The organism is Alginatibacterium sediminis, assembly GCF_003610775.1.
Classification (GTDB): domain Bacteria; phylum Pseudomonadota; class Gammaproteobacteria; order Enterobacterales; family Celerinatantimonadaceae; genus Alginatibacterium; species Alginatibacterium sediminis.
Window position 1 is genome coordinate 95140 of the sequence record NZ_RAQO01000008.1, and the last position, 13779, is coordinate 108918.

Below are 13779 nucleotides of genomic sequence, written 5' to 3' on the forward strand. Positions count from 1 at the left end.
TTACAGCTGGAACACTCGCCGTGAAAACCTCTGTACGACAACTGTGTGAATTTGCTGCTAAGCAAGGAAGCTTAGAACACCGCTTCACCCCATCTCCAAGCTCAAGCCAGGGAATAGAAGCCCATCAAGCCTTGCAATCAAAGCGCGGCCCATCTTATATCGCAGAGTATAGTCTTAAGGCGACAGTTTGGGGCTTGAATGTTAGCGGCCGTGCCGACGGCTTCGACCCTGAACATGGCTATATCGAGGAAATAAAGTCACATCGAGGTCACATCGATACGATTAGCGAAAATCGAAGGCAATATCATTGGGCTCAACTCAAATGTTATGCTGCGATGATCTGTTATGCACAAGATCTGAGTCAAATCGAGCTTCGCCTTGTTTACATCAATGTTGATAGCGGCAAAGAAACTACGTTTACTAAAAATCTAAAGACAACGGAGCTTGAACAGTTTTATTGTCAGCTATGTTTAGTATTTTCTCACTGGTGTAACCAACTAGATAAGCACCGGATAAAAAGAGATCAAGAACTTAAAGCACTAGCATTCCCATTTGTAGACTTTCGCAGAGGACAGCGAAACCTGTCCGAATTCGTGTATAAATGTGCGGTCCAATCTCGAGATGCTTTGCTGCAAGCCCCCACTGGCTTAGGTAAAACAATCGGGGTACTTTACCCAGCTTTAAAAAGCATGCCCCAAGCCAAATTAGACCGAATCCACTACCTAAGTTGCAGAAATACAACCAAACAAGTGGCCATGACCACTTTGGCGCAGTTGCGCAACGATACCGATTTTTGGGGCCTCGAAATGACTTCAAAAACCCAAAGCTGCTTGCATCCTGAAGCCAGTTGCCAGGGCTTATCTTGTCCTTTAGCTGATGGTTTTTTTGATCGATTACCCAAGGCTCGGCAACAGCTTTTACTTGGTGATAAGCTATGGGCTAGAAGCCAAGTAGAACAGATTGCAGAGCAACACAACATTTGCCCGTATTTTTTAGCGCAAGAAATGAGCCATTGGGCCGATGTGTTGGTTGCCGACGTCAACCATATGTACGATCAAAGTGCTGCGCTTGCTTCAATGATTACCAGCGAGAAACTGCGTTGCCTAAGTCTCGTCGATGAGGCACACAATCTCATAGACCGCGCTCGCGAAATGTACAGCTGTAGCTTATATCAATCTCAGTTTTTGGCAGCCCAAACTTTAGCACCAAAGCCAATAGCGAAGCCACTCAATCGGGTTATTTCGGCTTGGAGAGCGCTTAACCGAAAACTAAAATCAGCAGATGAGCTAAAGTCTCAAACTCAATTTTTGAACTATGTACCAAGCCAATTAGAAGGCCCTATGCTCAGCCTATGCTCAGCTATATCTGACTATGCGGTTGCCAATTCAATTAGCCCCAGCTTACAAGAGCTACTCTTTGAATGCCTTGCCTTTACTAAGTTAAGTGAACTGTTCAACGAGCATTCCGTCGTTGAGTATGACTATCAAAAACGCGGAAAATCAACGCTAAGTATTCGCAATCAAATTCCTGCAGATCATTTGGAAAATCGCTTTAGTTTAAGCCAAAGTAGCATTCTATTCAGTGCCACTCTAAGCCCCTATGATTACTACAAGGATCTGTTAGGTCTAAGTAGAGAAACCTTGTGGTCTGAAATACAAAGCCCTTTTTGCGCTTCCCAACTAGAGGTGCGTCTAATCACCAATATAAGCACTCGTTGGAAACAGCGCCACGCATCTTTGCAGCCAATTTGCGAACGAATTAAAGTTCAATTTGAACAACAGCCTGGGAATTACATCGTATTCGCCAGTAGTTTTGCCTACCTTGATGACTTAAAGCAACAAATGCGGGTGCACGCTCCAAACATCCCTCTAGTACAACAACAACGTTATATGAGTGAAAGTCAGCGACAACAATTCCTAGACAGCTTCTCCCAACACAGTCAGCAAGTCGCTTTTGCGGTGCTTGGTGGAATTTTTTCAGAGGGCATAGACCTGCAAGGTAGGCGACTTATTGGTGCATTTATTTGTACGCTGGGGCTTGCGCCATTTGAGGCTCAAAGTGAAGTGCTGCGTGAGCGCCTTGAGCAGCGCTATGGCCAGGGCTACAATTATACTTATCTTTATCCCGGACTTCGTAAGGTGATACAAGCGGCGGGTCGAGTTATCCGTGACAGCGATGACCTAGGCATTGTCGAACTCATTGACGAGCGCTATGCCCATAGCCACATTCAAACCCTTTTGCCAAACTGGTGGCAGATTTAACCCGCACTGTTCTTAGCTCCATTTCTCACAAAAACTATGCTGGTAAGCAACACAAACCCTTAACTGGTATGACCTCCATAGCTGACGAAACTAAAAATCCTGCGGTAGATCAACTCAAACCCATAAATAATACAAATAGCTTGATTCGGCTTTAAAACAACATCAGAAGATGCCAGAATGATTATATATCTACGTTTACGCTGTTCATCCTCGACAATAGGAAAATGTATTTAATGTCTAACTCTTTTGTATTGGTAATCAACTCTGGTAGCTCGTCGTTAAAGTTCGCCATTATTGACTCTGTCACTGGCGACGCAATGGTCTCTGGTTTAGGTGAGTGTTTTGGCACCCCGCAAGCAAGCATGAGCTGGAAATTTGAAGGTAACAAAACCGAAGAAGCCGTTAACACCAGTGAGAATCACCATCAATATGCCATCAGTCGACTTGTCGATTTGGTTGAACAATGGGGCTACAACGACAAGCTCGTTGCCGTAGGCCATCGCATCGTTCACGGCGGTGAGAAATTTACCAGTACAGTTCGCATTGACCAATCAGTGCTAGCTGAAATCGAAAATCTAGCAGATTTGGCTCCACTACATAATCCTGCTGGCGCAACTGGTATTCGCGCTGCAATAACAGCCTTCCCTGTCCTACCGCAGTTTGCGGTTTTCGATACCGCCTTCCACCAAACAATGCCGAAGAAGGCCTTTACTGGTGGTATCGCCAAAGAGCTATACACCGAGTATGGCATTAGACGCTATGGCTTCCATGGTACCAGTCACTATTATGTGAGCCGTGAAGCCGCTAAAATGTTGTCAAAAGACGTTAACGAGTGCAGCTTTATTTCAGTCCATCTTGGCAATGGTGCTTCAGTTTGTGCCATTAACAACGGCAACAGTGTGGATACATCAATGGGGTTCACACCTTTGGCCGGCTTGATGATGGGAACGCGTTCTGGCGATCTTGATCCAGGGATTATCGAATTTTTGATGAAAAAAGGTTGGTCCCAAGAACAAGTATTCGAAACGCTTAACAAGAAATCAGGTTTTCTTGGCGTGTCGGGACTTACCAGCGATGCTCGTGGAATATTGGAAGCCATGGAAAATGGACACGAAGGTGCTAAATTAGCTTTTGAAGTATTTACCTATCGCGTGGCTAAATTTATTGGGTCCTACCTCATCCCATTAGATCATCTGGATGCAATTATTTTCACCGGTGGTATTGGTGAAAACTCATTACCTATTCGAAGTGAAATTCTAAGCAACTTAAAACTACTAGGTTTTATCGAAGATAAAACAGCGAATGCAGACGCTCGCTTTGGTGCTTCAGGAACGATCGCTACGTCAGAGCTGTTAAATGCTGTTGCGATGGTTATTCCTACCAACGAAGAGTTTGTGATTGCTCAGCAGTCGGTTGAACTACTCTAAGCAACATGTAAGCCTCAATCCAAGTCGCAGCACTGCGACTTGGATGTTTCACACTATATCCTCAGTCTGCCTTCACCGTGTAACTGCGCGCGACTAGACCTCAGGCAAATGCCATTTTCCACCTAAAACCTTAGTTAGTCGCTGTGCTGATCGCTGGGCATAAACAATGACCTGCTCCCGATCGACAACTTGGTGGTGTAAAGACATAGCATTTAAGGTGAGATATGGGATCGTTAAAACAGCATTGGCTTCACCATGTAGGGATAGTATAGGTAGCGAAATATTGGTCAGACCGCTAACTTGCGGACTTTCTCCCACATAAAATCCAAGCCGCATTGTTTTCTCAACTTCTTGAAGCACAAACGCTTTTTCTTTGCGTGATGCACCTGAGCTATCAAGCCTCTTTGTTCTCGATTCTTCATCAGTAAAGGCCAGCATTACGATCCCTGAGCCCGAACCAAAAATATCGATGCGAGCTCCTAAGCTCAAACTAAAACCCATTTTATAGGGGCTTTCTTGACGCGCTACCACCAACATGTTTCCACGGTCATAAACACTTAAATGGCATGATTGTTGAACTAGCTCGCTAAGCTCGACAAGTTCAGGGGCAGCTGATTTAAGCACTCGTTTCATTGGTAAATGAAGATTCGACATCTCGAACATTTTCAAACTAAGTTCATAAGTTCCCTGAACTTCGTCATGCAAAACATATTCTCTGACTTTGAGGACTTCAAGCATTCGAAATATTTCATTGACAGTCTTCTCCAAACGCTCAGAGATTTCTTTTTTAGTAAGCGGACGTTTGGATTGACTTAACAGTTCTAGAATATCGAGTGCTTTTTCTAGGGCCGGAGCTCGATATTCTGCCTTATTTTGTGCCATTTGAAATACCCTTAGCTCTCATCAAATTCAGTTTAATCGTGACTTCACTCATAGCGGCTTAATTTACAAGCAAATGCCATTGACCGCATATGAATTGTTGGTCGTTATTTGGTTTAATCCTAACAAATGAGCTTCCATCATGATAACAAAATATTCAACGTCGCATTATTGTTGTGAACCTTACAAGCCCTATAGCAAAGCTTGCTGTTTCATAGCAAAGTCACGTTCACAAAACAGTAGGAATAACTAGCAAAACAGCGGATCTTAATGCTTACTTTAATCGCGCCCTTTGTTCTTTCTTGGAATGACTTTATGATGTTATCGAACTGAAATCTTATAGAATTTTTTGCACTTAAACACAAGCAATAAAGTTATGCTGCTATCGACGGGGATACAAAGTCGATAAACCAGTTACGCTTAACTTTCGATTCGTCGAAAGGTTAGGCCGTGGGTTAAAAGAAGACAATTTAATATTACAGAAATTACAGAAATTACAGAAATTACAGAAATTACAGAAATTACAATCATCACTAACTGAGCAGTAGCGTCAACACTAAACAATATGTTAGTTGACTTCGCGATAACTTTTCTTGGGTTGAAGCTTAGCAAAGTTACTGATTCGTTTCTGTCCAAAAATGATTTAGTCAATGCTCACAGTCGCTGGATACCAACAATTATCATCGGCTGTCAGACTGCTATAGATAATGGACTTGCCCACGCTGATGCTAACTAGCAGGCACAGTAAGGCTCATTCGGTAATCATCCATTTCAAAACCGCCACCAATATCAATGCATACCTCCTGTGTGATTACAAAGCCTAGCCGTTGATAGGCAGCGATACTATCGCTGTTATGTTTGTTTACCGTGAGGCTGATTTGATGACCACCGACATCACGCAGTTTTTGCTTTAGAAAATCCATGGCTAAGCGAGAAAATCCCTGTCCGCGCGCCACTTTGGATACATAAATTTTGCTTAGAAATATCCCGTCGTCTTGATAGCGGATCCCAAGGTAACCAAGGTACTGCGTATCCATGGTCATCAGGTAGTATTCCACTTTAGGTTGCAGCTGCTGCAATTCATCACGAATTACCGCTGCGGTTTGATAACGTTGCAGCATATAACTGACTTGCGCTTGGCCAATGATAGGCGTGTAGTGCTCAGTCCAAATTTGCTCAGCGAGTGCTACTACAGCTTCGATTTGAGTTGAGTTTTTGACGGGTTCAAACATTAGTGCTCCGAGTAAACTTAAACGCCTAGCCAATATATTGCGATAGCTTATCTATCCATACTACTATTGCCAATACGATACTGATCCACACCGCGGCGGAGCCTAAGTCTTTAGCTCTACCAGAGAGTTCATGGTGATCCAAAGATATACGGTCTACCGTTGCCTCGATAGCACTATTAAGTAGCTCAGTGATGAGTACAAGTGCGCAGACGCCAATGAGGATAGCGCGTTCACTCATATTATCTCCCAACCACAAACCTAAAGGGATGACAAAGATGAAACATAACAGCTCTAAACGGAATGCCCGCTCATGACGAGCTGCGAAGTTAAGCCCGCGCAGCGAATGTCCACTGGCAGCAACTAGCTGCACAACCTCTTGATTTAGCCGCTGTTCAACTTCTCGGCGCAGTGCATCTATTCGTTCTAAGTCTTGACGTAAACGCAGTTCGAGCTCTCTACGGCGCTGCTTTATTTTATCGTAGGAGTTACTGAAATCCTTGTTTTCATTCATAAACAAGCCTTAGTTGCCTTGGTTGATAACTCTCAAGTCTATTGCTAAATTTATCATTGTGCTGATCAAAGCACAAAGTTTACTCGGTGAGAATGGAAATGTTTGCAAGCTCCTGAAACAAGCGTCACTATGTTTAAAGGAAGTGCTTTTTCGTTTGTTGAGATCCGGAGGGTAAATGCTAGTTTCAAGTATAATGACACAACGCCTAGTCAGCGTAGAGATGGATGATAAACTCGATGTCGTCAAAGAAATTTTTGACAATACTCGCTTCCATCACTTGTTGGTTCTCGAAGATAAAAAACTAGTTGGTCTGGTTTCTGATCGCGACTTGTTAAAGTCAATCAGCCCCTACCTAGGCACCGCTGCCGAAACCAGCCGCGATACGGCTAGCTTGAACAAAAAGGTACATCAAGTGATGAACCGTGCATTAGTTACACTAAGCCCCGATTCAAGCGTTTTCGAAGCGATAAAAGTGTTTAACAAGTATCATGTCACTTGCCTGCCTATTGTCGACAACAACAATGAACCTCTAGGTATTATTACTTGGAAAGATATTCTAAAAGCCATCGAAGACAAACCGAACGAATTAACAATCTAGGATCTGCCGAAATTACTCGTCAATCCGCGTCAGCTAGATACAAAAAAGCCGCTGAAATTCAGCGGCTTTTTTTACTTCAATAGAGCTTACTCAGCGCTAGTTTCAGCTGGCTTATCCAATGCTTCTTTGATGCTTAGACGTACGCGGCCTTGGCGGTCAACTTCAAGTACTTTCACTTTCACAATATCACCAACTTTAAGGTGATCAGCGACGTTAGCAACGCGCTCATGTGAGATTTGAGAGATGTGTACTAGACCATCTTTACCAGGCATCAATTCAACGAATGCACCAAAGTCAGCAAGACGTACAACTTTACCGTTGTATAGCTGGCCAGTTTCAACTTCAGCAGTCAATTGCTTGATACGCTCAACGGCCAAGCGGGCTTGATCACCGTCAGTTGCAGCAATTTTGATAGTACCGTCGTCACCGATTTCGATGTTAGTACCAGTTTCTTCAGTTAGAGCACGGATAGTTGCGCCGCCCTTACCGATAACGTCCTTGATTTTCTCTGGGTTAATTTTAACCGTATGAATACGCGGAGCGAATTCAGAGATGTCATCACGAGCACCAGCAATTGCTTGGTCCATAACACTAAGGATATGCAGACGAGCACCTTGTGCTTGACGTAAAGCGATTTCCATAATCTCTTTAGTGATGCCTTCAATTTTGATGTCCATTTGCAAAGCAGTAATACCTTCGCTTGAACCAGCAACTTTAAAGTCCATATCACCAAGGTGATCTTCATCGCCTAGAATGTCAGAAAGAACAACGAAATCATCGCCTTCTTTAACCAAGCCCATTGCGATACCAGCAACCGAAGCTTTAATTGGAACACCTGCATCCATCAATGCTAGCGAGCTACCACAAACAGAAGCCATAGAGCTTGAGCCGTTTGATTCAGTAATTTCTGAAACAACACGGACTGTGTATGGGAACTCTTCAGCGTTTGGCATAACCGCAGCAACACCACGTTTAGCAAGACGACCGTGGCCGATTTCACGACGCTTAGGTGAGCCAACAAAGCCAGTTTCGCCAACACAGTATGGAGGGAAGTTGTAATGAAGCATGAAGCGATCAGTTTCGCTACCAGTCAGCTTATCCAAAGTCTGAGCATCACGCTCAGTACCAAGTGTAGCAGTTACTAGAGCTTGAGTTTCACCGCGAGTGAAAATTGCACTACCGTGTGTACGTGGAAGCACACCAGTCATTACGTCAAGTGCACGGATCATATCAGGTTCGCGACCATCGATACGTGGCGCACCAGAGATAATACGGCGACGTACAACTGATTTTTCTAGTTTGCTAAGTTCATCACCGATGTCTTGTGCATCTAGGCTATCGTCTTGTGCGATAAGCGCATCAACCGCAGCTGATTTGATTTCGCCAACTTTAGCGTAACGCTCCATCTTATCAATAATTTGATAAGCTGAATCTAATTGCTCTTTCGCAATTTGAGCTACTTTTTCACGCAATGGAAGGTCAACTGCTGGAGCAGCCCAATCCCAAGCTGTTGCATTCACTTCGGCTTTCAACTCGTTAATCGCTTGAATTACGACTTGTTGTTGCTCGTGGCCATATACAACCGCGCCTAGCATTACGTCTTCAGATAGAAGTTCAGCTTCAGACTCAACCATAAGTACTGCATTTTCAGTACCTGAAACAACCAGATCAAGTTGACTTGTGGTTAGCTCTTCAGTGGTTGGGTTTAATACGTAGTTACCATCAATGTAACCAACGCGCGCAGCACCGATAGGGCCGCTGAATGGAACACCAGAGATAGATAACGCTGCTGAAGTACCGATAAGCGCAACTAAATCAGGAGAAACCTGTGGGTTTACTGAAACAACTGTCGCTATAACTTGTACTTCGTTGATGAAGCCGTTCGGGAATAAAGGACGAACTGGACGGTCAATCAAACGTGCGATTAGCGTTTCTTCTTCTGAAGGACGGCCTTCACGCTTAAAGAAACCACCAGGGATACGACCTGCAGCGTATGTACGCTCTTGGTAGTTTACGGTAAGTGGGAAGAAATCTTGCCCAGGCTTAGCCGTTTTTTTAGCAACAACAGAAACTAATACCGCAGTATCGTCCATGTTGATCATAACAGCAGCAGTCGCTTGTCGAGCGATAGCGCCGGTTTCAATGGTCACATTATGTGCACCATATTTAAAGCTCTTTACGATTGGATTCACGTAAATTTCCTTGTTTTTCAATATAAAGGAATACCAAACCCATTAATAATCGAATCTGCGAAAATCTGACCACATAAAGGGCTCAAATTCGATATGTAATGTGTTTGGTACAATATGCGCACGCAGTATAAAGCATCAGTGCTCGAATACCAATATCAGTGCCTTAGTTACACTAGTCAAAACGCAAAAAACCCCGTCAATGACGAGGTTTTTTCTTTAAGCTATCAACTAACTGAGCTATGTCTTAGCGACGTAGGCCTAGTTTAGCGATTAGCTCTTGGTATGCAGTAACGTTTTTGCGCTTGAAGTAATCAAGAAGCTTACGACGTTGGCTAACCATGCGCAACAAACCACGACGGCTGTGGTGATCATGGATGTGCTCTTTGAAGTGACCTTGCAAGTGGTTGATCTGTGCAGTCAACAATGCAACTTGTACTTCAGGTGAACCTGTATCGCCTTCGGCACGGCCGAATTCTGCAATGATTTTTGATGTTTCTTCAACACTTAGTGACATGTTTACTCCTAAAAAATGATATGTTTACTCATCGCCGATCACTAACTCAGCGATGAAGGCTGCGCATTGTAGGCAAAAAGTGTATGCCTTGCAAGTTATTGTGTTAGGTCAATACCATTGATCATACGCTTGGGCGCAACTAATCCATCATCGTTGACTTCACCAACTCCGATAAATATCTCAGACGGACCTGCAATCAATTTGAATTGTTGGTTTAATGGTGCCCCACTACCCTGTACAGGATTACCATGTAGTAGATAGTTTGCGCTTTCTAGATCAACCGCTACTGAAGGCAAATTATGCACTGCCGTGTCCATTGGCAATAATAAGGGGTCTATGTCTGGATAAACACTGCGCTCATCAGCTTTAGCCTGGTCAACAAAGCTACGCAATTGATCTAAGCTCATCATCTTATCGACTGGATATTTTGAGACCTGTGTACGGTGCAACATGACGACATGTGCACCACAGCCTAGGGCTTCGCCTAAATCATCAACAATAGTCCGTACGTAGGTGCCCTTACTGCAATGAACATTTAAGGTCAGCAAGTCATCTTCCAACGATACCAGTTCTAATGAAAACACAGTAATTGGCCGGGCTTCACGTTCAACTTCAATGCCAGCTCTAGCATAGGTGTATAAGGGCTTTCCTTGATGCTTAAGCGCCGAATACATCGATGGCACTTGCAAAATAGGGCCTCTAAATGCAGCTAACGCCGACTCAATTTTATCCAAGTTAACATCAACAGCACGCTCTTGAACAATTTCGCCATCGCTATCAGAGGTATCGGTACGTTGGCCTAACTTAGCACGAACCTGGTACTGTTTATCTGAATCGAGTAAAAACTGTGAAAATTTTGTCGCTTCACCTAAGCAAATCGGTAGCATACCGGTCGCCAGTGGATCTAGAGCACCAGTGTGACCCGCTTTTGCAGCGCCAAAGATGCGCTTAACATGTTGCAAGGCATGATTGGAGCTCATGTCTGTAGGCTTATCTAAAAGGAATATCCCGTTAATAGCTCGACCTTTACGCGTACGCGCCATCGCTATTCCTCTTCTTGATCTCTGTCGCTTTGCTCAAGCTTACGAGTGTCTTCCGCAATCGCTTTACCAGCAAGTTCAGACATACGCAAACCTTCAACAATAGAACGATCGTAGCTAAAACGAAGCTCCGGTACGATTCTTAGGCGCATAGCCTTCGCTAGCAAGTGACGGATGTAGACATGGCTTTCTTCTAGTGCAATCAAGGCTTCTTTAACGGCCTCGTCAGCATCATCCAAAAAGGTTACAAATATTTTCGCATATGCTAAATCTCGGCTAACTTCAACTTCAGTTACCGTACATAAGCCCAAACGAGGATCTCTAACTTCGCGCTGAATTATCACCGCGATCTCTTTTTGAATTTGTTGGGCAACCCGATCCGGGCGGCTAAATTCTCTAGGCACAATCGGCCTCCTTTCATAAAAAATGGGAGCCGCAGCTCCCATAGACAATGAACTTAAATTAAACGCCTACAGGCTTCGTTTAACTTCGACGATTTCGAAGACTTCAATTTGGTCTCCGACACGTACATCATTGTAGTTCTTAACACCGATACCACATTCCATACCATTACGTACTTCATTGGCGTCGTCTTTAAAGCGGCGTAGCGACTCAAGTTCACCTTCGTAAATTACGACATTGTCACGTAACACACGAATTGGGTTTGAACGTTTCACGAAGCCTTCAGTAACCATACAACCGGCAATTGAACCAATTTTAGGTGACTTGAATACGTCACGAACTTGCGCAAGACCAATAATTTCCTGTTTGAATTCAGGAGCTAGAAGTCCGCTCATTGCGCTCTTCACTTCGTCAATTAGGTCGTAAATAACACTGTAGTAGTGTAAATCAACACTTTCTGACTCAATGACACGGCGCGCAGATGCATCAGCACGTACGTTGAAGCCAAGTACAATACCACTTGAAGCTGCAGCAAGAGTAGCATCAGTCTCAGTAATACCACCAACGCCACGGCCGATGATGTTCACTTTAACTTCTTCAGTTGAAAGCTTAGCCAATGATTCAGCAATTGCTTCCAAAGAACCTTGTACATCTGCTTTAAGGATGATGTTGAGCTCTTGAACCTCACCTTCTTCCATGTTTGCAAACATGTTTTCAAGTTTAGCTTTTTGTTGACGTGCAAGTTTAACATCGCGGAATTTACCTTGACGATACAAGGCTACTTCACGAGCTTTCTTCTCATCACGTACAACAGTTGCTTCATCACCAGCAGCTGGCGTGCCTGACAAACCGAGTATTTCTACTGGGATTGACGGACCTGCTTCTTGAATATCTTTACCGTTTTCATCACGCATTGCACGAATACGACCGTATTCCGTACCACACAAGATGATGTCACCGCGTTTAAGCGTGCCCGATTGTACCAATATCGATGCAACTGCACCGCGGCCTTTATCGAGACGAGACTCAATCACAACACCTGCGGCTTGACCGTCGGTTGATGCAGTAAGCTCAAGTACTTCAGATTGAAGGATGATTGAATCAAGTAAGTCATCAATACCCTCACCGCTTTTAGCAGAAACATGCACAAATTGGATATCGCCGCCCCAATCTTCAGGAATAACGTCTTGCTGTGCAAGCTCATTCTTAACCCGATCTGGATCTGCGCCTTCTTTATCCATTTTGTTAACAGCAACGACCATTGGAACACCAGCAGCACGCGAGTGCTGAATAGCTTCAACAGTCTGTGGCATAACGCCATCGTCTGCAGCAACAACCAAGATAACAATATCTGTCGCTTTAGCACCACGAGCACGCATCGACGTAAATGCGGCGTGTCCCGGAGTATCTAAGAAGGTGATCATCTTACCGTTAGTTTCAACATGGTAAGCACCAATGTGCTGGGTAATACCACCGGCTTCGCCGTCAGCAACTTTAGCAGCACGAATGTAATCAAGTAGCGATGTTTTACCATGGTCAACGTGACCCATGATGGTAACAACTGGAGCACGCTCAGTTTGCGTACCGGACTCTTCAGACTCGGCCATAACCGCTTCTTCAAGTGCATTTTCTTTAACCAAGATTACTTTGTGGCCAAGTTCTTCAGCAACAAGCGCTGCTGTTTCTTGATCAATAACCTGGTTAATGGTTGCCATTGCACCCATCTTCATCATCGCTTTGATAACTTCAGTGCCTTTAACTGCCATTTTATCAGCAAGTTCAGCTACGGAAATCGTTTCACCGATACGAACATCACGCTCGACTGGTGCGGCTGGTTTTTGGAAACCATGCTGCATAGAAGTTGGCGTATTAAGCGAACGTTTTTGAGCCTTGCGACCACGTCCACGATTGTTCGAATCGTTGTTAGTTTTCTTCTTACGGCGACGAGGCGCTTCAGCTTTACGCTCTTGCTCATCTTCAGCTTCACGGGCATAAGTAGAAGTCGTCTGATGATAATCGGCGGTTTTTTCACGCTCTTTACGCTCACGCTCTTCTTGCTCCCAGCGACCTGAGTTTTCTTCAGCAAGTTTTTTCGCTTCAGCAGCTTTAAGTGCAGCTTCTTCTTCAGCTTTCTTAAGCTGAACTTCGTCTTGAACACGTTTTAGCGCAGCCGCTTCTTTCTCTGCTTCTAACTCAGCTGGTGTTTTACTCTCAACTGGTGCTTTTTGCTCGGCACGTAGTTTAGCTTCTTCTTTGCGTTGCTTATCAGCTGCTTCACGTTTGGCTTGCTCTTCAGCTTTACGTTTAGCATCTGCTTCAGCTTTAGCGCTCGCTTCTTGGCGGGCTAACTCTTCAGCTTGCAAACGTTCTGCTTCTTCAGCTTCTTTACGCGCTTGTTCGTCAACAGCACTACGTTTAACGTAGGTACGTTTTTTACGCACTTCAACTTGAACAGCACGTGATTTACCACCAGTACCTTGCACACTTAATGTACTTTTAGTTGTACGTTTAAGCGTCATGCGGCTTTGGCCTTGCTCATCACCATGTTGTTGCTTTAGGTGCTCTAGCAATTTAGTTTTTTCTTCAGCAGTAACACCGTCAGAAGTGGATTTCGTGATACCTGCATCTTTAAACTGCTGCAGTAAACGATCTTCACTTGTGCCAATATCGCTGGCGAGTTGTTTTATTGAAACTTCAGTCATCGGGTCTTAGTCCTCCGTCGA

11 protein-coding genes are annotated in these 13779 nt (G+C 44.2%); 3 read left to right on the forward strand and 8 right to left on the reverse strand.

Annotation, left to right across the window (positions count from 1 at the left end; all coding sequences use genetic code 11):
- Positions 1–20 precede the first annotated feature (20 nt).
- Both DBZ36_RS14380 and DBZ36_RS14385 read left to right on the forward strand, forming a co-directional pair.
- Positions 21–2261 carry an ATP-dependent DNA helicase gene (locus DBZ36_RS14380; RefSeq protein ID WP_120355658.1) on the forward strand — a complete coding sequence of 747 codons (2241 nt, stop codon included), beginning with the start codon at positions 21–23 and terminating at the stop codon, positions 2259–2261.
- 233 nt (positions 2262–2494) lie between these two features.
- Complete coding sequence (locus tag DBZ36_RS14385) at positions 2495–3688, forward strand: acetate/propionate family kinase (RefSeq protein ID WP_120355659.1); 1194 nt, start codon at positions 2495–2497, stop codon at positions 3686–3688.
- Positions 3689–3781: 93 nt separating this feature from the next.
- Here the strand turns inward: DBZ36_RS14385 and DBZ36_RS14390 are convergent, their stop codons facing one another.
- From DBZ36_RS14390 to DBZ36_RS14400, 3 genes are all read right to left on the reverse strand, one after another.
- Positions 3782–4570: an IclR family transcriptional regulator gene (locus DBZ36_RS14390; RefSeq protein WP_120355660.1), complete on the reverse strand. Its 789-nt coding sequence runs from the start codon at positions 4568–4570 to the stop codon at positions 3782–3784.
- 725 nt (positions 4571–5295) lie between these two features.
- The gene (locus tag DBZ36_RS14395) at positions 5296–5799 is read right to left on the reverse strand and encodes a GNAT family N-acetyltransferase (RefSeq protein WP_120355661.1); all 504 of its coding nucleotides are present in this window, start codon (positions 5797–5799) and stop codon (positions 5296–5298) included.
- A 25-nt stretch (positions 5800–5824) separates the two neighbouring features.
- Positions 5825–6310 (reverse strand): diacylglycerol kinase, encoded by a 486-nt coding sequence (locus DBZ36_RS14400; RefSeq protein ID WP_120355662.1) that lies wholly within the window; start codon positions 6308–6310, stop codon positions 5825–5827.
- Positions 6311–6485: 175 nt separating this feature from the next.
- Between DBZ36_RS14400 and DBZ36_RS14405 the strand changes: the two genes are divergently transcribed.
- Positions 6486–6908, forward strand: coding sequence for a CBS domain-containing protein (locus tag DBZ36_RS14405; RefSeq protein ID WP_120355663.1), 423 nt, complete (start codon positions 6486–6488; stop codon positions 6906–6908).
- Positions 6909–6994: 86 nt separating this feature from the next.
- Here DBZ36_RS14405 and pnp read toward each other — a convergent pair whose 3' ends face one another.
- The 5 genes from pnp to infB form a co-directional block, all read right to left on the reverse strand.
- Entirely contained in the window at positions 6995–9100 is a 2106-nt protein-coding gene (pnp, locus tag DBZ36_RS14410) for a polyribonucleotide nucleotidyltransferase (protein ID WP_120355664.1), read from the reverse strand.
- Positions 9101–9344: 244 nt separating this feature from the next.
- Positions 9345–9614 carry a 30S ribosomal protein S15 gene (gene rpsO / locus DBZ36_RS14415; protein WP_120355665.1) on the reverse strand — a complete coding sequence of 90 codons (270 nt, stop codon included), beginning with the start codon at positions 9612–9614 and terminating at the stop codon, positions 9345–9347.
- 95 nt (positions 9615–9709) lie between these two features.
- Positions 9710–10657: a tRNA pseudouridine(55) synthase TruB gene (truB, locus tag DBZ36_RS14420; RefSeq protein WP_120355666.1), complete on the reverse strand. Its 948-nt coding sequence runs from the start codon at positions 10655–10657 to the stop codon at positions 9710–9712.
- Positions 10658–10659: 2 nt separating this feature from the next.
- Positions 10660–11058, reverse strand: a complete 399-nt coding sequence (gene rbfA, locus DBZ36_RS14425; RefSeq protein ID WP_120355667.1) for a 30S ribosome-binding factor RbfA — start codon at positions 11056–11058, stop codon at positions 10660–10662.
- A 66-nt stretch (positions 11059–11124) separates the two neighbouring features.
- On the reverse strand, positions 11125–13758 hold the full coding sequence (infB, locus tag DBZ36_RS14430; RefSeq protein WP_120355668.1) for a translation initiation factor IF-2: 2634 nt from the start codon (positions 13756–13758) through the stop codon (positions 11125–11127).
- Between the last annotated feature and the right edge of the window lie 21 nt (positions 13759–13779).

Bases quoted from the DNA above. Each gene is read 5' to 3' on its own strand.
- infB (WP_120355668.1), bottom strand. From the start codon at position 13,758: ATGACTGAAGTTTCAATAAAACAACTCGCCAGCGATATTGGCACAAGT.
- rpsO (WP_120355665.1), bottom strand. From the start codon at position 9,614: ATGTCACTAAGTGTTGAAGAAACATCAAAAATCATTGCAGAATTCGGC.
- truB (WP_120355666.1), bottom strand. From the start codon at position 10,657: ATGGCGCGTACGCGTAAAGGTCGAGCTATTAACGGGATATTCCTTTTA.
- DBZ36_RS14405 (WP_120355663.1), top strand. From the start codon at position 6,486: ATGCTAGTTTCAAGTATAATGACACAACGCCTAGTCAGCGTAGAGATG.
- DBZ36_RS14385 (WP_120355659.1), top strand. From the start codon at position 2,495: ATGTCTAACTCTTTTGTATTGGTAATCAACTCTGGTAGCTCGTCGTTA.
- DBZ36_RS14400 (WP_120355662.1), bottom strand. From the start codon at position 6,310: ATGAATGAAAACAAGGATTTCAGTAACTCCTACGATAAAATAAAGCAG.
- DBZ36_RS14395 (WP_120355661.1), bottom strand. From the start codon at position 5,799: ATGTTTGAACCCGTCAAAAACTCAACTCAAATCGAAGCTGTAGTAGCA.
- DBZ36_RS14390 (WP_120355660.1), bottom strand. From the start codon at position 4,570: ATGGCACAAAATAAGGCAGAATATCGAGCTCCGGCCCTAGAAAAAGCA.